Here is a 25,073-nt window from a genome sequence, read left to right on the forward strand (position 1 = left end):
CCGGTGGCCGCGTGATCACCGAAGACCTCGGCATCAAGCTGGAGTCCGTGGAACTCAGCGACCTCGGCGAAGCCAAGCGCATCACCATCACCAAGGAAAACACCACCATCGTTGAAGGTGGCGGCACATCCGAAGGCATCACCGGCCGTGTGAACCAAATCCGTCGTCAGATCGAAGACACCACCAGCGACTACGATCGTGAGAAGCTTCAAGAGCGTCTTGCCAAGCTCGCAGGCGGCGTCGCCGTCATCAACGTCGGTGCTGCCACCGAAACCGAGATGAAGGAAAAGAAAGCCCGCGTCGAAGACGCCCTCCACGCGACCCGCGCGGCCGTTGAAGAAGGCATCGTCGCCGGTGGTGGCACCGCCCTCATCCGCGCCCAGGCCGCCATCGGCGACCTCGGCCTCACGGGTGATGAAGCGACCGGAGCAGGCATCGTCGCCCGCGCCGTGGAAGCTCCGCTTCGCCAGCTCGTTGCCAACGCCGGCCGCGAGGCAGCGCTCATCGTCGAACAAGTCAAAAAAGGCAAAGGTGGCGAAGGCTACAACGTCGCGACCGACAAGTTCGAAGACCTCATCGCCTCTGGTGTTGTCGATCCTACCAAAGTCACCCGCACCGCGCTCCAAAACGCAGCGTCCATCTCCGGACTCCTGCTCACCACCGAGTGCCTCATCACCGACCTTCCTGCCAAGGAAGCAGCCGGCGGCGGCGGTGGTCACGACCACGGCATGGGCGGAATGGGCGGCATGATGTAAGTCATCATGCGACGGTCACAGACCGACGCCACAGCTAACAAGAAGCCGGGCAGGGAAACCTGTCCGGCTTTTTCGTTGTTTTGGAATCGACCTGATAGTTTTTCCCTCCATCTTTTACCTGAAATGAAAACCATCCTCCTCCTGACTCCGCTTCTTTTTGCCTCCGCCGTGCAAGCAGCCGATCCCGTGGTGAAACTCGCTGGCATTCAGGCGATCTTCGACGATGGCTCGAAGCAGTTTGACGGTTTCAAAACCTACAACTCTGAAAAAGGCTGTGGCGTCGTCCTGATGATCCACGGCGGTGGCAAGCAGATGGTCGGCATCGACGGAGACAAGGCCACGCTCAAGATCGGCGGTACGGCTGCGAAATGCAGGTTCTTTGGCGGAGATTCGGCGTTTTCAAAAGACCATCTTTTTGCCCGCCTGGAATTCGAAGCTGCGGGCAGCACCCAGATGTCCCCGGACGGAACGCTCAAGGTAACCGGCGAAATCCCGGTGACCTTCGCGACCGGCAAAGCGGAAACCCGCAGTGAGCCCCTTGCGGTGGCTGCTGGAGCTGCCGTGAAATTTCCCGCGGCCAAAGCGGGCGAACTGCCAGAGCTGAAGGTGAAATCCTCCGGCAAGCCCAAATTTGGCGACGGGGCTTTTGAAATCGTCCTCTCTAGCAACCGCAAGGCCGAGGAGTTTGCTGGCGTCCGCTTTTACGCTCAGGATGGAACGGCCGTCGAATCCAATCAAACCAGCTCCAGTTGGATGGGATTCGCGGGGAAGGGCTCCGGAGAAATCACCTATTCCTTCAAAGCCGCGCAGACAAATGTGATCGTGGCCGTGGAAACATGGACCGGTCGCGAGGACGCCAAGGTGAAAGTCGATCTGGCAGCTGGCCTTGCGAGCCCCAAGCCGTGAACGGCGGGAAAAACGGGGTGGTGGTCATCGCCACACGTCATCGCGTAGGTCCGCTAAAAACCTTTCCAAAAGCACCCGGACCCATTACAAGATCGCCCTGATTGCCATCAGGTCCGACCTCGGTGGACAAAATCTTCCGGGTAACCGACCCGGGCACGGAAAATGCAAAGCTTCTCCCCCCAATGCTTTTCACCAGCCTCCCCTTCGTCATTCTCGTCCTGATCACCTTCGTGATCTACTACCTGCCGCCGCTGCGGTCGTGGCAGGTGCTGGTGCTGACCACGGCGAGTTTCCTGTTCTACTCATGGGAAGCACCGCTGCTGGTCATCCTGCTGATCCTTTCGATTCTGATCAACGTGGTCACCAGCTACAAGATCGCCACGGGCAGGAAGACATCGCAGAAATTCTGGGCGATCATGGGGGTGAGCCTCAACCTCGGCCTGCTGTTGTTTTTCAAATACGGTCCGCTCGTTGCGAAAACTTTGTTCGGCGGCGATCATGGTTCGATCGGACATTTCCTTCTAACGATTCCGTTGCCGATCGGGATTTCGTTTTTCACATTTCAAGGCATCAGCCTCGTCGTGGAAGTGTTTCGCTCGAAGCAGCCCAACGACCCGTTCGGCTATCCGGAAATGGTTCCGGATTCCTTCATCGAGCACTTGAAGAACACGATGCTCTTCAAATCATTTTTCCCCAGTCTCGTCGCGGGACCCATCATCAAGGCGCACGAATTCTATCCGCAGATCGTGCCGAAGACGTTCGCTGGAATATCATGGCAGATCGCTTTCCGCGCGCTGGTTACCGGTTATTTTCTGAAAATGGTCGTCGCCGACAACCTCAAGGATTCCACGTTCTGGATCGAGTTTCCCTATTTTCTCAAGGAATCGCCGCTGACATTGGCAACACTGTTGTTCGGTTACTCGATGCAGATCTTCTCGGACTTCGCGGGCTACTCGCTCATTGCCATCGGGCTCGCGGCGTTGTTCGGCTATTCGCTGCCGCAGAATTTCAACTACCCCTACATCTCGCGCTCGTTCACCGAATTCTGGCAGCGCTGGCACATCTCGCTGTCCACCTGGCTGCGCGAGTATCTCTACATTCCGTTAGGAGGTAATCGCAAAGGCAACGTCCGGACCTACATCAACCTGTTTGTCGTCATGTTCCTCGGCGGGCTCTGGCACGGCGCGGCATGGAGTTACGCGGTATGGGGAAGTTTCCACGGCCTCGCGCTGGCGGCGGAACGATTCGGGAAAAACTTCATTAAGCTGCCGAAGCATCCGCTGGTGAGCATCGTGCAGGCTGTTCTCGTATTCTCCTTCGTGACCGTGGCGTGGCTGCTTTTCAAACTGCCGAAGTTTGAGCACGTCATCGCCTATCTGAACGCGATGGTCCACAGCCACGCGGAAACCAATTTCACACTCATCGCCCATGTGCTGACCTACTCGCTGCCGGTGATTTTCTACTACGGCTGGTATCTGTTGAAACGGCGTTGGGACAAGGTGCGGAGATACGAGTTTCTGATCTTCGGTTTCCTCATCGCCGCCATCATCCTCGACAGTGGGACGACGGGAACCTTCATCTATTTCCAATTCTAACGGAACCCGGGAATGATCAAACGAACCCTCATCACCGCGCTCGTCCTCGTTCTGGGATACCATTTCATCCTGCCTCATTTGTCGCGGAACTATTTCTGGATCCCCGGCCAGCAACGGGCGAATTACCTCCGTGCCCAGCAATTCGTTCACGACTCGCCGCCGTCAGCGAATGTCGTGGTAGGATCATCAATGTCTAACGAATTGAACGAGGAGATCCTCGGCAAGGGCTTCGTGAAACTCACCTTTCCGGCCGGCGGATCGTTCACCGGACTCGACATCATTCATCAAACCGGCAAGCAGCCGCCGGTCTTGTTCATCGAGTCGAACACCCTGCTGCGCGACACCGACAAGAGCCTTGCGGATGATGCGACCAGCCCGTGGCGGCGCAAGCTGCGGGACGCATCGCCCGTGTTCAAGGAGGAGGGAAGACCTTCGAATTACGAAGTCGGATTCCTCAATGCATGGGTGGGAAGAATCTTCCATGGCGTGACGAAGGTCTTGAATGGTGGCAAAAAAGCCGAGCCTGCGGCGGAACAACCGCTGGACGCATCCGTCATGGAAAACGTCATGCGCGCGAACCGCGAGCATCTCGGACGCCCGCCGTCGGAATCGGATCTGGCGGCGCGAACCAAGCGCTTGGGTGATATCGTCGATGCCCTCACCCGCGCGGGAACCAAATGTGTTTTCTTCGAAATGCCCATCGATCCGACGCTGATGGAACTCGCCGAGCCGGTTGCCGTTAGGAAAGCGATGGCATCACGTTTCCCCGAGGATCAATACACATGGCTGCGTTTCGATTTCGATAGCGCCTACCAGACGTCGGACGGAATCCATTTGGTCAAGGCCGACGCCGACAAGGTGACCCGGAAAATCTTGGAGAAAGCGGACAGCTTGAAATGATGCGGGCCGAAATTCGTTAGTCCGCCTGTTCTTCGGACGACGCCTGCTTGCGGTACTCGTGGCGGATGTCACGGGCTTCGCCAAGAAAAACGGCGTCCTCACCGATGTTCACCGCGAGGTCTCCGATCCGTTCGATCGAGCGAGCCACGAAAATGAGGTGCAGCAGGTTTTCCGAGCGGCCGTTCGAGTCTTCCAAGCGTCCGCTGAGTGATGCGATCATCTGCTTGTGGAGGCGATCGAGTTCCTTATCGCGCGCCTTCAATCCTTCACCGAGTTCGCTGTTAGCATCGGTGTAGGCCATCAGCGCGTCGCGCAGGAGTTTGTCGGCAAGTGAATACAAAGGCTCGGCCAGCGATGCTTCTTCGAGGGGCTGGGCCTTGCAGATTTTTTTCGAGCGTTTGGCGATGTTCACCGCATGATCCGAGATGCGTTCGAGATTGTGAGCCATCTTCATCGAAGTGATCACCAGTCTCAGATCGGAGGCCACGGGATGAAACCGGACGAGGATGTCCATGCCAGCCTGGTCGATCTTGCGTTCGAGGTCATCGACATCCGAGTCATCGGCGATGACCGTGCGTGCCAGGTCGATGTCACGTTCCAGCAGGGAGCGCATCGCCTTTTCAAGATTCTGACGGGTAAGGCTGGCCATGGTCAGGACTTCGCCTTTCAAGGATTCCATCGCCTTGTCGAAATCGCGGAAGATGTGCGGGCTGTTCATTGATGGGTGTTTCTGTATTCTGAGCAGGAAATCAGCCAAATCGGCCGCTGATGTAGTCCTCGGTCCTTTTGTGGGTGGGATTGCTGAACATTTTCGATGTATCAGAAGATTCTATCAGCTCCCCCATGTAAAAGAAAGCGGTTTTATCGGAAACCCGTGCCGCCTGCGCCATGCTGTGGGTGACGATGACGAAAGTGTAGTCCTCCTTGAGGTTCCAAACGAGTTCCTCGACCTTCGCGGTGGCGATGGGATCGAGCGCGCTGCACGGCTCATCCATCAGTACGACCAGCGGTTTCACCGCGATGGTGCGGGCGATGCAGAGCCGTTGTTGCTGTCCGCCGGAAAGCCCGAGCGCCGATTCCTGAAGGCGATCTTTCACCTCGTCCCACAGCGCGGAGGCCTGGAGAGCTTCTTCCACGGATTGGTCGAGAACCGCCTTGTTGCTTTCCCCGCGGAGTCGCAGGCCGTAAGCGACGTTTTCATAAATACTGCGGGGAAATGGATTGGATTTCTGGAACACCATGCCGACATCGCGGCGGAGTTTCACCACGTCCACTGATTTTTGATAGATGTCGATGCCGCCAACCTTGATTCCGCCCTGGGTGATGCGGGTGCCGGGGATTTCATCATTCATCCGGTTGATGCAGCGCAGGAGTGTGGACTTGCCACAACCGGAGGGGCCGATGAAGGCGGTGACGCCGTTCGCCGGGATTTCCAGGTCGATGTTTTTCAATGCCCGCGACGATCCATAACAGAAGTCGAGGCTTTCCACGGAGATGGAGGATCCTGTCTGCGGTTCGGTGGCCGGGCGGTTGAGGATGTCGTGCATGGTGGTTCAGCCGAAGGTTCCGGTGACGTAGGCTTCCGTCTGTTTTTCCCGAGGTTTCTCGAAGATCTGCATGGTGTCGCCGTATTCGACGAGGTTGCCGAGATACATGAACGCCGTCTTGTCCGAACAGCGGGTGGCCTGTGCCATGTTGTGGGTGACGATGACGATGGTGTATTTTTTCTTCAACTCCATCAACAGCTCCTCGATCTTCAGGGTGGCGAGCGGATCAAGCGCGGCGCACGGTTCATCCATCAGCAGGATTTCCGGCTGGTTGGCGATGGCGCGGGCGATGCACAGCCGCTGCTGCTGGCCGCCTGATAGGCCGAAGGCGCTGGTGTGGAGGCGGTCCTTCACCTCATCCCACAGAGCGGCGCCGCGTAGGGCGTTTTCGACGACTTCATCGAGCTCGGCGCGTTTGTTTTTACCTGCAACGCGAAGGCTGAAGGCGACGTTTTCGTAAATCGACTTCGCGAACGGATTATACTTCTGGAAAACCATGCCGATCTGGCGACGGAGTTCCTGCAGATCGATGTCGCTGCGGTTGATGTCGATGTCGTGAACAAGGATCGAGCCGTCGGTAATTTTCGCACTGGGAATGCGGTCGTTGATGCGGTTGATGCAGCGCAGTAGGGTCGACTTGCCGCAGCCGGAAGGCCCGATAAACGCGGTGACCTGCCGCGCGGGGATGTCCAAACTGACGTCGTGCAGCACCTGCTTGGCACCGTAGGCGAAGCGGAGGTTTTTAATTTGAATCGCGGTGTGCATGCTTACCATTTGAGTTTCGCCCGCAGTTTGGCGCGCAGGACCATGGAGCCGGCTGATAGAACGGCGACGAGCAGGAGGAAAACGAAAACCGAGCCGTATTGGGCGCTCTGGGTGTATTCCGAATTCGGGATGCGCGCGGCCAGCGTGTAGATGTGATAGGGCAATGCTTGGACCTGCGATGAGAGGAGATCGAAGGGACTCTTCAATCCCTGCCATGGCAGATCGTCCTTCGCGGCAACAGCGGCTGTGAACATGATCGGAGCGGTTTCTCCGGCGACGCGGGCGATCGAGAGCAATGAGGATGTTAGGATTCCGGGTAACGAATAAGGCAGCACACATTTCCGGATCGTCTGCCAGCGGGTGGCTCCCATCGCCAGCGAAGCGTCGCGAAAGCCTTGTGGAACCGCGCGCAACGATTCTTCGGACGCGGTGATGATGACCGGCAAAATCATACAGGCCAGCGTGGCGCAGCCTGCGATGAGCGAGGAGTTCCAGCCTTGGAAACTTAGGAAATAGTTGCCGATGAAAAGCGGAAGCGTGAGCAACGAGCGGTCCGACGGAGCCGACGTGATGACGGGCACCGCGAGGACGAAGACCGAGAAGCCGAAGAGGCCGAAGACGATGGAGGGAATGCCGGCGAGGTTGAGGATGGCCAGACGGACTGCATGGATGAACGGGCTCTGCTTTGCGTATTCGGATAGATAGATCGCGGCGCAGATGCCGAAGAACAGCGCGAGGATCATTGAGCCGATGGTCAGCAGCGCGGTGCCTACAATGGGACCGGCGATGCCGCCGCCGGAGTAGGAATAGGTTTGCTCGTTGTAGATCGTGACTCCTTCGTGTTTTGCAAGATAATCGCTGTAAGCCGAAGCCGGAAGCTGGTGACGGTTGCCTTGTGCGTCGTCAAAGACATGGAGTGTCTCGTTTTTCGCGGTTAAAAATTCGAAGTCAACGAAGGGTGCTTCCGCTTTGAAAAGAACGGGTGCGCCGTCGATGATGATTTTTCCAAATAACAATGCCGCGATGAGGACGACGATATAAGTGACGCTTCCGAGCAGTGTTCGCACGACGAGATCCTTGAAGTGTCCCTTGGGGAGACCTTTGCGGATGAGCTTTTCAGGATTGATCATGGATCTGAAAAATTAGTGCTTCATCTTGTTCACGAAGCGGTGCGCGGTGGCGTTGATCGCGAGAACCGCGGCGAACAGCACGATGCCGACGACGAACAGCGCGCGATAGTGGACGCTGCCCAACGGAACCTCGCCGAGTTCCTGCGCGATGATGCCGGTCAGCGTGTGGGCGGGTTGGAAAAAGGTTCCGAGTCCGGCGGAGAAATCGGGGATCTTGATCCGATTGCCAGCGACTAACAAGACCACCATTGTTTCACCGATCACCCGACCGAGTCCGAGCAGGACCGCCGCGAGGATGCCGGAAAATGCGGCGGGGATGACGACCTTGAATGTGGTCTGGATTTTGGAGGCTCCGAGAGCTTCGGATGCTTCAGCGTAGGCTCCGGGCACGTTGTTGATGGCGTCCTCGGCGAGCGAGAAAATGGTGGGAATGCTCATCAGCGCGAGCAGGCAGCCTGCGGTGAAAATGTTGAGCCTTTCCTCGATAGGGAATCCGGGAATCCATTGCAAAGAATCCAGCAGCGAGAGGTCACGCAACACCGTGCCGAAAACCAGGATGCCGATGAAGCCGAGCACCACGGATGGAATGGCTTGGATGAATTCGATGACCGGCTTTACCACCGATTGCTCCCAAGGTGAGGCGAACTGGTTGACGTAAACCGCGGCACCGATGCCACTGGGGATCGCGATGATAAGGGCGACGATGGAAATCATCAGGGAACCTGCGGCGAGCGGAAGGATGCCGTAGAAATCCTGCCATTCGCCACCGGTGACCCAGTCTTTGCCGGTGAGGAAAGAGCCAATGGCTGTGGTCAGCGCGACCGGTGCGTCATGATTCCACGAGTTGATTTCAGCGGGTGTCTTTTCAAGATCAGCGATGAAGATCGGCCACGTGTTGCGGGCGACTTTCAGCAGACGTGCGGCTTCGGGTTGAGTGAGTTTTTCCGGAAGCTGGTCGAGAATGCCCACCGAAGATTCCTTGAGAATGGCGTGTGCTTTGATGCAGTCGGGGCGGCGTTCCAACAGAAGCTGGATGGGACCTTCGACGTCGGGCTTGTCCGCGATGGAAGCCTGAGCCTCGGCCGTTAGTTTTTCGCGCTCGGCGGGATCCTTGGCGCTGGCGGCGGCGGCGAGCAGGGTCTTGCGATCCTTTTCGATGATGTCCGCGCCCTGGATTTTGTCCTTGGTGGCGGTGACGGACTCGGTCATTTCCGAAACGAGGGAACTCAGTTCCGAGCCCGCTGATCCGAACGAATCGATGGTGGCGCGCATGCCTTGCAGCGGCTCTGCGTTCTTCTGTTGGGCGGCTGCGAATTGTTCCGCGAGGGATGTGACGAGGGCTGGATCTTCGGTGGCGTCCACAGCGCGGGAGCGGAGGGATCCGATCAGATCATGACGCTCGCTCTCAGTTAGGTGCGGTGTGGCGGGAAGGTGGGAAAGCGCTTTGAGCTTTTGCTTTTCGTAGTTGGCCTTGAGTGTGGCCAGCATTTCCGAGTTAGGATCGCTGCCGGCCTGCGAATTGTTCAGGACGAGATCGCGGGTGGCTCCGGTCTGGTCGGCGTAGGCATTGAAGAGCGCGCTGGCTTCCTGCGAGCGGCGCATTTGTTTCAAACATTGGCCGTTGATTTCAGCGTAATAGGCGCGGTTGAGGACGCTGGTGAGCTGTTCCTGGGCGGTTAGGTTTTTCCGGGAAATATCGACGAACTCCAGTCCGGCGATGCGATAGACCTCGAGTTCCCGCCGGTAGCCGGGGAAAAATCCGAGGCCTTCCTTGAGGAGGAAAATGATGATGAGCGCCAGGATGACGATGGTCAGTCCGGCATTGGATGCGAAGAAGTATTTGATCGCCCGTTCGTAGGAAAATCCACGCCTCTGGAATCGATGGGGCGTTTTGTTGGATGATGGTTCTTCCTGCGGCATGCTTGATGGACGACGTGGTAACGGGAGGGGAGGGGAGAAACAAGGAAATGAGCATCGCGGGCGAGCCTGCGATGCTCATTTCGATAACAACCGAAAACAGGGATCCGTATTACAGATCCTTCACAGGAATGAATCCGACCTTGCGGACGATGTCCTGGCCGGGAGCGGATTCGACATAGTTCATGAACGCCTCCGCCTCGGCGGTTGGTTTGTCAGGAGCGTAAAGGTAGCAAAGGCGGGCGTAAGCGTATTTCTTGGCATTCGCGGCCACTGGCTCGACACCGTCGATGGTGAGCGTTTTGGTGCCGGAAGTTTTGGAATAGGCGAGGCCGACATAGCCGATGCCGTTCTTGTTCTTGGCGACTTCCTGAGCGATCTGCTCGTTACCCGCCATTTTCAGCGAGCTTGAAGGATAGTCGCGGCCGCCCATGGCGAGCTTCTGCCAGTCCTTGTAGGTGCCGGAGGAAGTGTTGCGGGTGTAGATCGAGATCGCGCCGGGAGCGCCGCCGATTTCGGACCAGTCTTTGATCTGGCCGGTGAAAATCTTGGCGACCTGATCCTTGGTCAGCTTCGAGAGCGGGGAATTTTTATTCACGATGACGACGATCATGTCGTGGCAAATTTCGTGCTCCTTGAGATAGACTCCCTTGGTGCGGCAGAAGGTGCGTTCGTCATCCTTCACCTTGCGGGAAGACATGCCGATTTGTGCGGTTCCGTTAGCAAGCGCGGGAAACGCGGTGGTCGAACCTTCCGCGGCGATTTCGAATTTCACGCCGGTGTTGCCCGCGGCCTTGAAGCCTTCGGCAAGTTGCGGGACGAGTTTGGCACCGAGGGTGTCGGAGCCTTTGATGCTGAGGGTTTGCGCGCCGGCCATGGTGATCATGGCTGCCGTTGCAAACAGAGTGCTGATGGTTTTCATATGGTTTCGATTTTAGTTAGATAGGTCTGCTTGGAAAATCAGAAGGACATGCGGAGGCCGCTGAGGAAAGTGGCTCCGTCGTAGTCGCCGCCGCCGAGGTGGGAAAATTCCACGCCGTTCATGAGCTTGAGTTTGTTACCGTAGATGTAGTAGTTCACGCCGAGATAGGCGGAGGTGTAGGCGTTGCCTTTCGAGTCCGAGCTTCTCTTGCCCGCGGTGTAGTCAGGTGAAACACCTTCGTAGCGCGATCCGAGGACGAGACCGTCCGGGTCCGAACTGGATGCGAGTTGCAAGCGCCCGACGAGTTGGACTCCATCCGCGATGAAATAGGTCGGGATGATGTTGAGCGCGACCACGTTCGACTGGTCGATTGCCACGGTGGCTCCAGCTTGTTCGGCGTTTCCGTCGAAGCCGAGACCGAAGAGAAGATCCGTTGTCAGGCCGAAACGTCCTTGAATGATATCGTTGGAAATCGCGAACGCATCGGTGAACGCCGGCGATTTGCTGTAAGGGTAGGTCGCATTGCTACCGGAATCCTGATAGCCGGGATCCGTATTGTGCTCGTAGCGGAACGAGACGATGGCCGAGTCCAGTTTGGATTGCGCCGAGTAGTCATAGCCGATTTTACCGAGGAAAAGGGCTCCTCCTTCGAAATTCGTGAACTCCGGATTTTGATCATTCGCATAAATACCGGCTTCGTAGAGCCAATGCTCTTGGATACCTTTGCCGCTGGCCCAAATACCGGTGAGGTTGCCGGCGTGCAGCATGTTGGTGACCATGCTGCGCTCGAAGGTCACGATGTCCTTGGAGGAAATTTCCTGTTCGCGGGACAGCTTCACCTCCTGCTTGCCGATCGAGACGTTGAGTTCGTCCGATGGAGCATAGGTCAGATAGAGGTCGTAGATGTCCTGGTAGAATTCGTAACCATCAGACGTGCCGATCGGAGACGTGGTGTTCACGTCGATCTGGCCTTCAAGCTTCCAGTTTTGGAACCACTTGGACTTGAAGCCCAAATAGGCGCGGCGGGCTTCGAACTTGTCGCCCCAAACGCCGTTTTTACCCGCGTTTTCATAATCTTCGATGTCGAAGTGGCCGTTGTCCGAGTGACCGTCGGCATATTGCACCTGAAGGCGTCCTTGGAGGGAGAATTCCTGGAGGATCGGATTGTTCTCGTCCTTATAGAGGGTGGCGGCGGACCATGCCCGGTCCATGGCGGTTTCGCCGGTCAGCTTGCCAAGCAGCAGGCCGGTGGCGGTGCTTGATGAGCCTGCTTCGGCCACGGCGGACGGTTCGGCAGAGGTTTCGGTTCCAGCTCGGGCGGAAAGGCAGCCCAGCATGCTGGTGGCGAGCAGGGTGCGTTGGATCGATTTCATGGATTGCATTTGGTTTGGCGTGGGTTGTGTGACGAATCCGTGACAGGGCGTCAGGCACGCCCGCTTGTTATTGGCCTCCCGTCGCGCACCCAAGGTGACTTTTGTGACAAATATGTCACAAGGCCTGCGACCCTTGGATCCTCACTTCGTTTGTCCGAGGGCTCCCGGAGTTTTGGTGAGCGAGATGGATTGAATCGGGTGGTGAGATGTAATTCCTTGAAAATCAGTGTTTAATCTGCGTTTGATGATGGGTGATGGCACTTTTGGGCGGTCTCAATACCTGTAGACTTTCGGATTTCACCGTCTCTGAGACCATTCGAAATCGGCTACAAAAACGTCACAATCGGATCGCTATGTGACGAAATGACCCTTGGAAGTCACCAAACGACCGCCGCCGCACCCACCCGACAGGAGGGCCGTCAGACACGGATCGAATGAAATGGATTTCCCGACCTTTTGGGTTGCCGAGGCGGCGGGCTCTGCTAGCTTGCGCACGATTGGTTGAGAAGGTTTATGAATGCCGTGCTCGAACATCCCGTGCTCGTATTGAATCGGTTCTGGCAACCGATCCACACCTGCTCCGTCCGCAGGTCGCTCCATTTGCTCTGCCTCGGACATGCCCAAGTCGTGCAGGTGGAAGGTGACGAGCGCTTCAATTCCCATGATCTTTCCTCATGGATTTCCTACTCCGTCGGAAATACGGATGCGGAAATGATCCACGGTGCCCGGATCGCGATCCGTGTTCCGAAGATCGTCGTTCTCTCGGTTTACGACCGGCTACCGCGGTTGGAGGTGAAATTCACCCGCCGCAATGTCTTTCTGCGCGACAAGTTCACCTGCCAGTATTGCACCAAGGTCCTGCCCGAAACGCAGCTCAATCTCGATCACGTCATGCCCCGCGACAAAGGCGGCCGCACGACGTGGGACAACATCGTCACGTCCTGCTTCCGCTGCAATACCCGCAAGGGCAACAAGCTGCCGCACGAGGCAAACATGCACCCGCAGATCAAGCCCTTCGCACCCCGCTGGAGGCCGCTTTTCGGCATGCATGAAAACGGCCTCGCGGACGAGAGCTGGAATCATTTCCTGCATCTGGAACGGGACGATAAGCGCAGGTCGGCTTGAGGAAGTTGCCTTACTTTCGTATTGAAAAGTAAGGTAATTCATGAAATGTTACAAACATGCCGCAATTGAAGCTTACCAGCAAACGTCAGGTGACATTCCCCAAAGAGGCTTGTGACGCGCTTCATGTAGGGCCTGGGGACATCATCAATCTCGAAACCGCAATGGTTGACGGCCGGAAGGTTTACATCCTGCGCGCAAAACAATTTGAAAGTCCTTGGTTCGGGATGCTTCGCGACAAAGCAGCCAAAGTGGACGATCACTCGATGGAAGCGGTTCGTTCCAGTATCGCCAAAGGCCGAAAGAGGACTGGCGAATGAAGTATGCCTTGGATACTTCGGTGGTGATTCGTTTGCTGGTGGGAGATCCGTTGGACCTTGCCGAAATTGCTCTGGAAAAAATCAGGATACTGAATGAAAGCGGCTGTTATCTATGGGTGTCGGATCTGGTGGTCTCGGAAGCTTATTTTGCCCTCCAGCATCATTACAAAATCTCCAAGTTGGAAGCGCTGAAGGCTTTGCGTGTATTTCTTGAAGCAGGCACCATTCTGTCCAGCGGGCATGCTGCCGTCGTTCTGGCAAAAGGAAATCTCGCCAGCTCGAAACCGGGATTCGTCGATCTTTTGATTCACTCGGCAGCCATCGAAGCGCAAAGCCAGTTGCTGACCTGTGAGAAATCCGCAGGAAAATTGGCCGATGTAGTTGTGTTGTCTGTGAAATGATCCACCGCCATACTATAGCCCAAGCGGCAGGGTTGGGGTGGTGAATTTCGTGGATTTAGGGTTCAATCTTGCCAACCCGGACACGTTGGTCTAACGACTCTATCGTCGTGGCCCTATTGCTGATCGTCATCCTCGTTTACATCGCCCTCGGTGTTGGCTTGATCAGGCTTTCGATGTTGTTCGCCAAACGCATCCCGTTTCCTGCACTGCGAATCGCCATTCATACCGCTGTGTTCACCTTCTGGTTCATGCCCGGTTTGGCCGCCAGCGAGGGCGGCGCCATGCCGGGGCCGATGTGGCTCATTATTTTGGACGCGATCCAGCGGGGCGCAATCACCCGGCAAATTGATGTGGCGATGATTCTCAAGATGACCGGGACCTGCTGGGGGATCGCTTGGATCGTGGGGTTCGGTTTGGACTGCATTTGCCGGAGGTGGGAGAAAAAACAATCCGCCGGTGGGGGCCGCAAACGCTGGCCATGAGTCGCAGGCGAACAGCTTGGATCACATCGCCCCGCCGCCGCCCATGTGATTGAGCAGCTTCTGGTTGAACTCATCCGCCATGTTATATCCGAGTTTTCTCAACTGCTGGTCGAGCGCGGCGATGGTCACCATGCGGGCGGTGTCTCTTCCGGGGCCGACGGGGATTTCCACATGGACGACCTGCTGGCCGAGGATTTCGTAAGTCTTCTGTTGGAGTCCGATGCGGTCCACCTCGTTGAGATCCGTCTGCGGCTTGAGCGTGACGACGAGATCAAGCCGCTTGTCCGGACGGATCGAGGCGAGGCCGTAGAGGTTGGCGACGTTGATGATGCCGATGCCGCGGATTTCCATGTAGCCGCGCGACAGGTCGGGGGCGGTGGCGACCAACTCGCCGCCGACGTATTTGATGCGCACCATGTCGTCGGCGACGAGCGAGGCCCCGCGCTCTAACAGTCCAATCGCCGTCTCCGATTTTCCCGCGCCGCTGCGACCGACGATGAGCACGCCGACACCGCGCATATCGACCATGCAGCCGTGCAGCGTGACGCTGGGCGCGAACTCATGTTCGAGCCGGATCGTCGCGGCGTTGAGGAAATTCATGGTCACCTGCGTGGTGCCGAAAACCGGAATCCCGTGCTCCTTCGCGACGTCCGCCAGAGTGTCCTCGAGTGTCGAGCCGCGGGCGACGACGATGCACGGGATGTCGCGATCACACATCCGTCGGAAGCGGTCGACGCGCATCGATTCCGGAAGTTTCTTCAAATACGAGAGCTCGGAGTTTCCCAGTACCTGGACGCGCTTCCGGGCGAAGTAGGAGAAAAACCCCGCGAGCGCCAAGCCGGGGCGGTTCATCGCCGGCTCGCTGATCAGGCGGTCGAACCCGACTTTTTCGCCTTGTAGCTTCAATCCCAGCGACTCGGCGTGGGCTTCGAAGAATTTTTCAACAGAGATCGAAGCGACGGTTTTGACGCGTGGAGGCATGGCCGCGATACAAACAGATCCCGCCAGCCACGGCACGCGAAATCCCACGCCGGGCGGCATCCCGCCCGCAAACCCGGAGTTGCGCGGGGAATGGAACGTGCTACAAGAACCGCCAAGAACCATGCCAAATTACGATTACGAATGTCAAAAATGCGGGAAACGTTTCGAAGTGTTTCAAGGCATGAATGATGCGAAACTCACCGATTGCCCGCAGCCCGGCTGTGACGGCCAGGTGAAACGCCTGCTCGGCACCGGCGGCGGCATCATTTTCAAAGGCGCGGGATTCTACCAAACCGACTACCGCTCCTCGTCCTATCAAGCCGGAGCGAAAGCGGACGGAGCCGCAAGCGCACCTCCCGCTCCTGCGGCGGCACCGGCTCCCAAGTCCGCCGATTGACCTTTGCGAAGGGAGGCCTTGCAAGCTGCCCGGCGCGTGATAATCAGACAGCTCATGGCCGAACCCAAAAAACCCAAATCCGGTGGAGGTTGTTTCTCCAAATTGCTCCTGCTCATCCTGCTCGCGGCGATGGGTGGACTGGCGACCGCCGTATTCTTCGTCGTCCAGCCCCAGGACCTGACGGACCTCGGCGGTTACGGCCCTGCCGTGAAAGCCACTCCGGTCCGCGACATGAAGGCGGTCCTCCAAAGCGCCATCGACCGCAACTACGCCGTCACTCTATCAGAGGCGGAAATCAATCAATGGATCGCCTCCACGCTGGTGATGAAACAAGGCGGACTGCTCGCCGACCCGGTCAAACTGGAGCACTTCTGGGTCCGCCTGGAGGAAGGCCACGCGGAGTTGATCATGGAGCGCAGCGTCTTCGGGATGCCGTTCACGATTTCCATGTATTTCAAGGTCGATAAAGAACAAAGCGGCAAGGAAATCATCACCAGCTATAATCCGTCCGGCGGTCCTTTCCTCAAGGATTACGAGTTCCCGCAAAAGGGCGGCCGGTTAGGCAAGCTCGTCGTGCCGCAGGGATTCCTCCATCTCGTCCTGCCGTCTTACGAGAAAATTGCCGCACTGTTCAATGCGGAAACCGAACTGGCCTTCAGCAAGATGCAGCGCGTGAAATTCGAGAACGACCGGATTGTCCTTGATCCTCGCGAGACGTTGGGCGATCAGGGGATGCCCCAGATATTTTGAGTTCAGATGATCCTCCGTCCGCTGGTTCTGGGATTGATTGTCACCGCGCTGGCCGCCGCGCAGGAAATCCCGCGCGCCGTGCAGGTCACCGAGCCGCCCGAGCCGCTCAAGCTCGCAGGGCAGGACCGCGTGATCAGCAGCACCAAACAATTCCGCGTCAATGGCGGCGGTTCCGAAGATCGCTCGGCAACCGTAATGTTGGCGGAAGAGGCGAGAAATGAACTTCTCCGTCTAACCGAAGATGTCAAGACGGGTGCCGCCTTCAAGGAGCCGGAGACCGCGTGGTGGAAGATTCCCATTTCCATCACCCTGCACGGTAAAAGCGGCGACCCGCTGCCGCGCAGGACGGTGGCCACGGAAATCCTCGTGAGCGAGGCGGGCTTTGAAATCCACCTCGACGTGCACCTCAGCCGCGGCATCGAGCAGGAGCGGTTGAAATTCGCGACGACCGCCGCACTCATTTACGAACGGACGCTCAAGGATCGTCCTAACACCGTCTCCCAAACGCCGTATTTAGTGCCGCCGTGGCTGGTGGACGGCCTGCGCGAAGCCACTGCCTGGCGGCTTAATCAGAGCGACCGGCGGCTTTATGAAGCGCTCTTCAAAACCGGCGGACTCTTCAAACTCGACGACCTGTTCTCCCTCGACGAACGCGGCTTCGACGACATGGACGGCGCGTCACGGGCGGCGTTCCATGTTTCGTCCGGCGCGCTGGTGATGGCGCTGCTGCAACAACCGCAGGGCAAGAGCGCGTTCCGCAATTTCCTCGCGGAGGTCGCCGACTTCCAAGGTGAAATGCCCGCACTGCTCCGCAAACATTTTCCCGAGCTCAATCTATCCGAAACCAGCCTTTCCAAATGGTGGCAGTTGCAGCTCGCCAACATCGGCGCGCAGAACCTCGCCTCGGATATTCTAACGATTTCTAAAACCGATGCCATGCTTGCCGAATCACTGCGGCTGAATTTCCGCGACGGCGAAGGCCTCGTCCAACAGAAGGAACTCATCTACTGGCCCGAGATCGCCGCCCTGCCCGAAGCCGAGCGCGCAAACTCCGTCCGGCTCGCGCAGGACGCTTTGGTCCGCTTGAGCTATCGCTGTTTCCCGTCGTATCGCCCGATTCTGGCGGAATATCAGATCATCCTCGCCAACATCGCGAAGAACAAAACCAAGGATGTCACCGCCGCTCTAACCGCCATCGATGAGCGGCGGGCCACGATGACCGCGAAGGCCGCCCGCGCCAGCGATTATCTCAATTGGTTTGAAATCACCCGCGCCCGCGAAACCAGCGGTGCCTTCGACGACTACCTCCGCCTCAAGGAGCGTCTCAAGTCGAACCCCCACCAGCGCGACGACGAGCTTTCGAAATACCTCGACCGCCTCGACGCCATTTTCAACCGCGGTCTCGAAAACACCGCTCCCGTGGAATCGACGCCTAATGGCGAAATCCCGAACCTACCGCCGCTGCCGAAGTGAGGCCGTCTGTCCAGATTGACAGAACGCTTTCGGTCCCAGCTCCTTCCATTCGGATCTGTTAAAAATTGCTACTGCCGGCACCGTCAGGACCTGAAAGAACGTGGATTTCGGATGGTTGCTCGTTGATTCCGGCTGCTGTTTTTTTCCGCTGCCTCGCGGCGCAGGTTGAAGGGCGGTGAGCTAGCAGCTTCCTCTTCGTCTGGAAATCAAAGACATACTGGGCGATCCAGCTGTCCAAGCTTGGAGTATAGTTGGTTTTAACCACAGGGAAGCTGCGGTTTCGTGACGGTATCGTACCATTTCGGCATTCGTCTATCAGACCTGAGATTTTTCTTGCCGGGAATTTGTTTGAGGTCTAACCCCTGTGGGCTGGATGTGGTGGACACCACTGACTTTGAGAGGTGTTTTTAAATTCTTTTTGAAATCAAATTCGAAACCGAGATAATACTTATGAGCCATCCATCGAGCATGTGCCAGGCAGGGAAGAATTCCGCTGCGAAACTGCGGCTGACTCCGTCAGTCTGGCGATGCATTGCCTCATTTCTTTTGTCGGCTGGGGCTGCCTTCGGGACGGTTGCAACGCCAATATTTGCGCCTGGCGATGCCCAAGCTTCCATCGGTTTTTACGTGTCCGTAACCTGCGTTACTTCGAACTCCTCGATTCATTATACGACTAATGGTGCAACTCCCACGCTTGCTGACCCTCAGGTTCCCACTGGGAATTTGGTGATGATCCAGCGTTCGCTCACGTTGAAGGCGAAGGCGTGGGTAGGGTCGGATACAAGCGCGGTAATGACGGCGGATTACAAAGTCGTTGGAGATATTGCTGCGGGTGGCATGCACAGCATGGCTGTCAAAACAAATCAGGCGGTTTACGGTTGGGGGCAACAAGAATACGGCCGACTCGCGAATCGCAGTGGCACGCTAGGTAGGAAAACCTTTCCCCAACTTTCCAGAAGGTCCTCGACTGTGGACTTTATCAACGGAGAGCGTGTTGCTGCGGGACTGAAGCACAGCGTCTTTTTGGATTCAGCCGGGGCGGTGCACGCGGCAGGCCTGAACGATTTGGGTCAGCTCGGCGACAACTCCACTGTCACCCCCACAGATTTCTGTTCGGAACCTGTGGTGAAAAGTACCACCGCAAGTGATTTCCTGACAGGGTGCATTCAAGTGAGTGCGGCAGACAACTACTCTGCCGCACTTTCTGATTCCTCTACTGGCGGCAAAGTCTACACTTGGGGGAGCAATGCTTTCGGGCGTCTGGGACGGATAGTAAATGGAGATGATCTCTATGCAAAATCAGTCAAGACCGCCACTTCTCCTTATTCAGCATTGACCGGAATCGTTCAGATTGCAGCAGGGGGGAACCACATGCTGGCCAGAACCGCTCATATGTCGGAGCTTGCGGGTGGCACCGGAGATGTCTGGGTGTGGGGTCTCAATACCAGCGGCCAACTCGGCTTGGGAAATACAACGTCTTTCAATCGTGCCACCCAAGCGACAATTTTAGGCAACATCAGCGACATTAGCGCGGGGGTGGCTCACAGTGCGGCGGTCAAATGGAATTCAAACAATCAGGGGAAGGTCTATTGTTTCGGTCAGCAGGAGTTTGGCCGCTTGGGCAACGGGTCCGTGTCCTCGGCAAATGTAGCAACCCCTGAAGTGGTCTTGAAATGGGACAACAGCCCGCTGGAGCAAATTGTGGCAGTGGCGGCTGGACCGCGGCATACGCTGGCTTTGGATAGCAATGGGAAGGTTTGGGCATGGGGAGGGAATGCGGACGGCGAGTTGGGAGATAATACCCTAACAGGTCGCGGACGTGCACGTCTTGTCTTGGACACGGACGGCAGCGGTTCGTTATCTCACATTGCCAGCATTGCCGCAGGTGGCGTCGACGGGGCGGGATTCAGTCAAACTCTACGATAGCCGTATTTCTGCCTCCACATCGATGCCTCGTGCTTCCTTTGAAAAGAGCTGGTCCGGCTTTGCCCTCCTGTTGAAGCCCGTGCCGGCAAATGAACACATCCATCCGGCGGAAAACCTTGACCAAATTATCGGGGGGTGTTGTGGACAACCGGCTCAGGTCAGCAATTTGGGCAAAAGCGATGGGGACTGCAAAAGTTGCGGCCTACCCTCATACAGCGTCAACCCCATTAATATGAACTTCAAAGTCATCGATACCCCGATGTGGTGGGAGGCTCCGGTCGGTCCCTCGGTGAATATGACCTTGATGTTCAACAGCCAGGACTCTCTGAACAACTATATACCGTTTGGTAAAAAATGGTCATTCGAATATGCGTCCTACTTGCTAATCACTCCGGGAGCGCGTGTTCAGGTCAAGGATGGTGATGGAAGGCTCGAAACCTTCCCGGCCCCCACAAACGTGGTGTGGACAGAGGTAGAAGGGAATCTTATCCCAGCGAGCTATCCAGTCACCTACCAATCCCCCAAAGGGGACTTCCGAGTCCTCACCCAAAACAGCCTTCATGAGTTCACGCTCACCAGCCAGGACGGCACCAAATTCCAATACGGAATCCCTGATGCCATGATTCCATTCCATGACCCGAATATCAATCCCGTCGCCCCACCTCCCGGCTACGTTTGGCCGGAAGATACTTCAGTGCCGCTTCTCCTGAGTATCACGGACCGTCACAACAATTCGATTTCAATCACACACAACACACAAGGTGCTATCACCAGGATCTCCCATTCCGCCCTTCCTGGTGGCGAGTGGAATATCGTTTACGATAATACAGTCGCAGGTTCCCTGTCACGGATTGTCCGCATGGACGACCCGTTCGGGCGCTCGTGCCATTTCAGCTACGACAGTCAGGGGAACCTGTCCGGCCAGATTGATATGGGAGGGCTTGTTTATGGCTACACCTATACGGAAGCCCAAACCTACGATTTCACAATCCGCCAGGTCAACTCAAGCGGGCAATGGGTTCAACCTGATCTAACATCTCAGCTTTTCGTCAGCAGCATTACCACTCCAACAGGCAAGACCTCGATCGAGACCGAGCCTGCTGATGGATTTAAGACAATGAATGTGACGTTTGGCGCTGGATACAGTTATATGTATCCTCCCCACGATTATCCGAACCAGAATCAGAAAATGTGGACGAATTACCGGATTACGGTTAAAGACCATCTTGATAATCCGACAGAATACTATTTCTGTGGTCTGAATGGAAATACCTATATCAGAAATCCGTTCCAGATGCAGCGCGCTCCGGATAAGCTGCGGCCGGAGCAAGGTGCGCATATGAAAATCGGAAAAACCCTTGCTGCTGGCCAGGGAGTCATCAATCACAAGGAAATTTTCGAATCTGAGAACATCAGTACCTACTATTGGGATGTTTCTGAGAACTACTATGACCAGAATACCCGGTTGCCCTCCCGAGTTCCGGACGAGAATGGCGGGTATAACCTTGTTGATTATACTGGCAACAATCAAGGCCGGCCAACTCACATTATTCTCAACGGGATTGCCGCGCCTCTTCCCCCTGCAGGGGCTACAGATATCCAAACAGACAGCACCATTGATTTCGTTTATGAAACCAATGGAATTGATGTAAAAACTGTCTCGCGCAAGTATCTTGGTCAAAACAAGACCCTTGTTGAATACAAATATTACACGGGCAGCCGTGATGTGGAATGGGTAACCGACGTCAATGGACGAAAACTCACCTATGTCTGGTATGCCAACGGCTTGCCCCAGCGGATCACGGATTCCGTCACCGGGGATGTTGTTGAATTCAGTTACGATTCCCATCTGCGTCCATTCAAAACTTTTCTCAATGGAATTGTGGTAGCTACCACCACCTACGATATCGATGGCAGGGGCGTGATCGACGCAAGCCTCAGCGCGGATGGCCAGTTGACCTACTACCGTTACGATGATCTGAATCGTCTTACCAGGGAGGTTCACTCTGATGAAAGCTTTGAGGCTTATGATTGGGCTTGCTGTTATATCGAAACAACTCGCTATGGAAAGATGGTCGGCTCGACAGAGAAAACCCTCCGTCGCTCGATCACCTTTCATGACAAACGCGCCCTCCCGCTCTTTACCACCGAGACCGATGGCAGCACGACGCGCTACCTCTTCGATATTGCAGGGCGTCTCACAGAATTAACCGACCCCAAGAACCAGGTGACAAAGTGGGTTTACAACGGCGCGAATCAATTGACGGATAAAACCTATTCGGATCTCACCAGAGAAGTGTTCAAATACTATCCCGTCTCTACCGGCTATGGAGGAGGAAAAATCAGTAATTACACAAATCGGCGCGAACAAGTAACCTATTTTTCGTACGAATATGACGGTCAGCTCGACTCTATTTCGGGCCAGAGCACGGTATCCTTCGACTACGATTCCTGGAGAAGGCCGTTCAAACAGATCCAAGGAAGCGGCTCCAATGTGACACCGGGAACCACTACCTTCACCCACGATCTTCTCGGACGTCTCACTTCCATCGACGGGCCGTGGGCGGATGATACCATTGGCTACCTTTACGAGGATGCCGATCGGAAGGTTACCCGCAACAGCCCCGGCGGGATGAGCCAAGTCACCGCTGGCGACGCATTTGGCCGCATGAAGTCCGTGGCGAATGTGCTTGGCATCTTTACCAACGGCTATGATGACACTGCGACCACCATTTCCACGCAGCTTAATAGCATCACCCATACGGGAGCCGATGCCGGGTTCGACACTGCATTCACCTACCACGGCGATGTCTTTGACCGGGCACTTGAATCGATCACTTCCAAGAAGCCGGGCGGAGCGACTGTGGCGAAGCACACTTACGGTTACGATCTGCTGGGCAACATCCAGACATGGAAACGCGAAGCTCAACTTGCCAACCCCGATCCTACGAATAATCCGACCCTTCAATATCAGTCAACAGCCTATTATGACCAGGCCGGCCAGCTTGGTTCGCTTATCAACCAGCCGCTTGCAGGTTCCAGCGTTGCGAATACCGGCTATCATTACGCCTACGATGCTGCTGGCAACATCGCCTCCAAGCAGGTAGAAACCTCCGGAACTGGCGCGGACATGACCACCTACACCCACAACAACCTCAACCAGATAGACGGCATCGGCGGGTCGGCGGGCGTGAAAACCGTCGTCGTGCGTGGCAACACCGATGAACCCGCCACCGTTAAGCTCAAGCCCAGCATCGCCACCGAGTGGAGGGATGCCCGAATGCTGGAAGGGAACCGCTTCGAGGCCAGTCTCGACCTCGTCACCGGTCCAAACCAGCTCAACATCCAAGCCAAGGACGGCTCGAACAATGTCTCCAGCTACACCTACGGGCTCAATCTGGCCTCAGCCACCGCAGTCGCGGCGGGTACTGATTTTTACGACGATGAGGGAAACATGCTCACCGGCGGTGTCCGCAGCTACGAGTGGGACCGCCAATCCCGCCTCGTAAAAATCATCTGGGGAGCAGGTTCCAACAAAACAACGGAGTACCGTTACAACGCCCTCGGCCAGCGTGATGAACAAATCGAGAAAACGGGAACTGCCGAAAGCGGCCATTACTACTATCTCTATGAAGGAATCCATCTCCTATGCCGCTATAACGGAGGAACTACCATGGCCAACATTGACCGCCAGTATCTGTCCCAAGGCGAGCAACGCAAGAACGGTGGCACCTGGGCCAGCCATTACTACACCCGCGACCACCTCGGCAGCATCCGCGAGGTGATGAACAGCGATGGCAGCCTCGCGGCGAGATACGACTACGATCCTTTCGGGAAGCGGCAAACACAATACCAAGCAGCCGCCTACCTCGGAGGCTGCGACCTCGGCTATACCGGACACATCACCCAGCAAAGCGCGGTGGGCGGGCAAGGAGAAATCTTACTGACACTTTTCCGGGTTTATGATCCTCAGTTGGGCAGGTGGCTATCTGCCGATCCGATCGGGGAGGAGGGAGGGATGAACCTGTATGCCTACGTCGGAGGTGATCCGCTGAATGCAGTCGATCATTTGGGGCTGGCATCGTGGAAGGATCATTGGGAGGCCTTTAATGAAATTGGGTGGTGGTCAAGATTGGAAGATCTAGGTGTCGGCACGCGCGCAACAATTGACGGAATAATTCCAGGAGGAGGAAAATATGGTGATCCTTTCCAAGAATCGGGAGCATATGATAAATGTGCTGATGGTGTCGAAGCTTCAAAATTTTATGGGCGTTTCGCACGCTATACATCCATGATTGCAGGTGGTAACGCATTATTCGCCTCGAAAGCGGCATATCTTTGGAGTGGGTTAGGTGAAGAAGGCGCCGCTATTGCTGCAGGAGAAGCTGCCAGTTATGGAATGACAACTGTCGGAATGACAACAGGAGGGCAGATGGCGGGACTTTTGGATTCCCTTGCGATAAGAATTGGTATTCCTGGAGCTATCCGCTATTGGGGAATCTGGGGGACGTCATCAACCTTATTTGTTTTGAATGCTCAAAGAATTACTGGAATGAATATAGAGCAATGGGGTGATATATTTAGGAAAATCGAATATCCATTGGCAAAAATGTGCGGAAAGCTATGAAAGAAGAAAATTGGACTAAGTTTTTGAGAGGTCTGATGATTTTATTTGGTAAAAAACATTTGATAATAAAGCGTGAATGGCAGGTTTATTACTATGTCGATAGAAAATTTGCATTTTTAATTTTCCCCAAGTTGAAGAGTAAATATATCATTCAAAATGAAATGCCTATAATACGCAGTATAGATATGCTAGTCGATTTTCCCGAAGGATCTGAAATAAATACCAGGGTGGGAGGTTTGTTTTTGGAATATGCTGCAAAGAATAATTTTAAACTTTGAAAAGTCTCGATGAGAACTGCTCCGACTACAGGTAATTAATAGGGGCGGTGAATCGACGGGGGCAGTCCCGAATGGCGCTGACTTAAGCGAAGTAAATAAATGGGGTCAGAGTACACCAATTCACATGTAAGCGTCGTAAATCCGTCCCCCTTTCGTGAGTTAGGCGGCTTGCTGGTCGCTGGCTCGGCGCTCGGCGGCGATGCGGGCGGGTGTGAGGGCCGCTGCTTGTTTGACCGTGGCGTTGTGGGGCAGGCGTTTGATGACTTCGGTCAGATAGTCTTCGGGGTCGAGTTCCTGGGCCCGGCAGTTAAATGGGGTCAGAGTACACCAATTCACATGGCGGGGCCGCGGCACCGGTCGCTTATTGGTTTTGAAACGAGGAATGAGCCGGTCCCCGGAATTCGGGCCAAGGGTTAAGCTATGATTGTGGTGTGTGGGTGCGGACTGTAAACCGAACCAAACACACACGAAATGAAAGGCAAACGCAGAAGACACGACCCCGAATT

General features: G+C 55.9%; 23 protein-coding genes. 14 read left to right on the top strand and 9 right to left on the bottom strand.

The annotated features are described in order from the left end of the window. The 4 genes from ABIQ96_RS17385 to ABIQ96_RS17400 form a co-directional block, all read left to right on the top strand. Positions 1-755, top strand: a 755-nt coding sequence (locus tag ABIQ96_RS17385; protein WP_348215894.1) for a TCP-1/cpn60 chaperonin family protein, incomplete at its 5' end; no start/stop codon positions are given. A gap of 123 nt (positions 756-878) precedes the next feature. Further along, positions 879-1,661 carry a hypothetical protein gene (locus ABIQ96_RS17390; protein WP_348215895.1) on the top strand — a complete coding sequence of 261 codons (783 nt, stop codon included), beginning with the start codon at positions 879-881 and terminating at the stop codon, positions 1,659-1,661. A 182-nt stretch (positions 1,662-1,843) separates the two neighbouring features. Beyond that, positions 1,844-3,256, top strand: a complete 1,413-nt coding sequence (locus ABIQ96_RS17395) for an MBOAT family O-acyltransferase (protein WP_348215896.1) — start codon at positions 1,844-1,846, stop codon at positions 3,254-3,256. Between the two features lie 12 nt (positions 3,257-3,268). Then, a complete protein-coding gene (locus tag ABIQ96_RS17400) occupies positions 3,269-4,156 on the top strand; it encodes a hypothetical protein (RefSeq protein ID WP_348215897.1) in 888 nt (295 codons plus the stop codon). Positions 4,157-4,172: 16 nt separating this feature from the next. Here ABIQ96_RS17400 and phoU read toward each other — a convergent pair whose 3' ends face one another. The 7 genes from phoU to ABIQ96_RS17435 all read right to left on the bottom strand — a co-directional run bounded on the left by phoU (position 4,173) and on the right by ABIQ96_RS17435 (position 11,810). Next, positions 4,173-4,874, bottom strand: a complete 702-nt coding sequence (phoU, locus tag ABIQ96_RS17405) for a phosphate signaling complex protein PhoU (protein WP_348215898.1) — start codon at positions 4,872-4,874, stop codon at positions 4,173-4,175. A 31-nt stretch (positions 4,875-4,905) separates the two neighbouring features. Then, positions 4,906-5,703, bottom strand: a complete 798-nt coding sequence (pstB, locus tag ABIQ96_RS17410) for a phosphate ABC transporter ATP-binding protein PstB (protein ID WP_348215899.1) — start codon at positions 5,701-5,703, stop codon at positions 4,906-4,908. A gap of 6 nt (positions 5,704-5,709) precedes the next feature. Continuing rightward, a complete protein-coding gene (gene pstB / locus ABIQ96_RS17415; RefSeq protein WP_348215900.1) occupies positions 5,710-6,468 on the bottom strand; it encodes a phosphate ABC transporter ATP-binding protein PstB in 759 nt (252 codons plus the stop codon). Between the two features lie 2 nt (positions 6,469-6,470). Then, the gene (locus ABIQ96_RS17420) at positions 6,471-7,598 is read right to left on the bottom strand and encodes a PstA family ABC transporter permease (RefSeq protein ID WP_348215901.1); all 1,128 of its coding nucleotides are present in this window, start codon (positions 7,596-7,598) and stop codon (positions 6,471-6,473) included. A 12-nt stretch (positions 7,599-7,610) separates the two neighbouring features. Beyond that, positions 7,611-9,518, bottom strand: coding sequence for a phosphate ABC transporter permease subunit PstC (pstC, locus tag ABIQ96_RS17425; RefSeq protein ID WP_348215902.1), 1,908 nt, complete (start codon positions 9,516-9,518; stop codon positions 7,611-7,613). A 109-nt stretch (positions 9,519-9,627) separates the two neighbouring features. Continuing rightward, positions 9,628-10,437, bottom strand: coding sequence for a phosphate ABC transporter substrate-binding protein (locus ABIQ96_RS17430; protein WP_348215903.1), 810 nt, complete (start codon positions 10,435-10,437; stop codon positions 9,628-9,630). 38 nt (positions 10,438-10,475) lie between these two features. Next, positions 10,476-11,810, bottom strand: a complete 1,335-nt coding sequence (locus ABIQ96_RS17435; RefSeq protein ID WP_348215904.1) for a porin — start codon at positions 11,808-11,810, stop codon at positions 10,476-10,478. Positions 11,811-12,332: 522 nt separating this feature from the next. On the opposite strand from ABIQ96_RS17435, the gene ABIQ96_RS17440 reads away from it, so the two are divergent. From ABIQ96_RS17440 to ABIQ96_RS17455, 4 genes are all read left to right on the top strand, one after another. Continuing rightward, positions 12,333-12,935, top strand: coding sequence for an HNH endonuclease (locus ABIQ96_RS17440; protein WP_348215905.1), 603 nt, complete (start codon positions 12,333-12,335; stop codon positions 12,933-12,935). A 56-nt stretch (positions 12,936-12,991) separates the two neighbouring features. Then, on the top strand, positions 12,992-13,252 hold the full coding sequence (locus tag ABIQ96_RS17445; RefSeq protein ID WP_348215906.1) for an AbrB/MazE/SpoVT family DNA-binding domain-containing protein: 261 nt from the start codon (positions 12,992-12,994) through the stop codon (positions 13,250-13,252). Between the two features lie 8 nt (positions 13,253-13,260). Next, a complete protein-coding gene (locus ABIQ96_RS17450) occupies positions 13,261-13,653 on the top strand; it encodes a PIN domain-containing protein (RefSeq protein ID WP_348215907.1) in 393 nt (130 codons plus the stop codon). 68 nt (positions 13,654-13,721) lie between these two features. Continuing rightward, a complete protein-coding gene (locus ABIQ96_RS17455) occupies positions 13,722-14,135 on the top strand; it encodes a hypothetical protein (protein WP_348215908.1) in 414 nt (137 codons plus the stop codon). Positions 14,136-14,156: 21 nt separating this feature from the next. Here the strand turns inward: ABIQ96_RS17455 and hprK are convergent, their stop codons facing one another. Continuing rightward, positions 14,157-15,116, bottom strand: a complete 960-nt coding sequence (gene hprK, locus ABIQ96_RS17460) for an HPr(Ser) kinase/phosphatase (RefSeq protein WP_348215909.1) — start codon at positions 15,114-15,116, stop codon at positions 14,157-14,159. A 121-nt stretch (positions 15,117-15,237) separates the two neighbouring features. Here hprK and ABIQ96_RS17465 point away from each other — a divergent pair, with 121 nt between their 5' ends. The 6 genes from ABIQ96_RS17465 to ABIQ96_RS17490 all read left to right on the top strand — a co-directional run bounded on the left by ABIQ96_RS17465 (position 15,238) and on the right by ABIQ96_RS17490 (position 24,567). Further along, entirely contained in the window at positions 15,238-15,513 is a 276-nt protein-coding gene (locus tag ABIQ96_RS17465; RefSeq protein WP_348215910.1) for an FmdB family zinc ribbon protein, read from the top strand. A 54-nt stretch (positions 15,514-15,567) separates the two neighbouring features. Further along, the gene (locus ABIQ96_RS17470; RefSeq protein ID WP_348215911.1) at positions 15,568-16,263 is read left to right on the top strand and encodes a hypothetical protein; all 696 of its coding nucleotides are present in this window, start codon (positions 15,568-15,570) and stop codon (positions 16,261-16,263) included. A 6-nt stretch (positions 16,264-16,269) separates the two neighbouring features. Continuing rightward, positions 16,270-17,736 carry a hypothetical protein gene (locus tag ABIQ96_RS17475; RefSeq protein WP_348215912.1) on the top strand — a complete coding sequence of 489 codons (1,467 nt, stop codon included), beginning with the start codon at positions 16,270-16,272 and terminating at the stop codon, positions 17,734-17,736. A gap of 468 nt (positions 17,737-18,204) precedes the next feature. After that, the gene (locus tag ABIQ96_RS17480) at positions 18,205-19,662 is read left to right on the top strand and encodes a chitobiase/beta-hexosaminidase C-terminal domain-containing protein (protein ID WP_348215916.1); all 1,458 of its coding nucleotides are present in this window, start codon (positions 18,205-18,207) and stop codon (positions 19,660-19,662) included. Positions 19,663-19,684: 22 nt separating this feature from the next. Next, positions 19,685-24,289: an RHS repeat-associated core domain-containing protein gene (locus tag ABIQ96_RS17485; RefSeq protein ID WP_348215913.1), complete on the top strand. Its 4,605-nt coding sequence runs from the start codon at positions 19,685-19,687 to the stop codon at positions 24,287-24,289. Next, positions 24,286-24,567, top strand: coding sequence for a hypothetical protein (locus tag ABIQ96_RS17490; RefSeq protein ID WP_348215914.1), 282 nt, complete (start codon positions 24,286-24,288; stop codon positions 24,565-24,567). The genes ABIQ96_RS17485 and ABIQ96_RS17490 overlap by 4 nt, the downstream gene beginning before the upstream one ends. 159 nt (positions 24,568-24,726) lie before the next feature. On the opposite strand, the gene ABIQ96_RS17495 is transcribed toward ABIQ96_RS17490, so the two are convergent. Further along, positions 24,727-25,073, bottom strand: a 347-nt coding sequence (locus ABIQ96_RS17495) for a hypothetical protein (protein WP_348215915.1), incomplete at its 5' end; no start/stop codon positions are given.

Source organism: Luteolibacter sp., from assembly GCF_039920825.1.
Classification (GTDB): Bacteria; Verrucomicrobiota; Verrucomicrobiia; order Verrucomicrobiales; family Akkermansiaceae; genus Luteolibacter.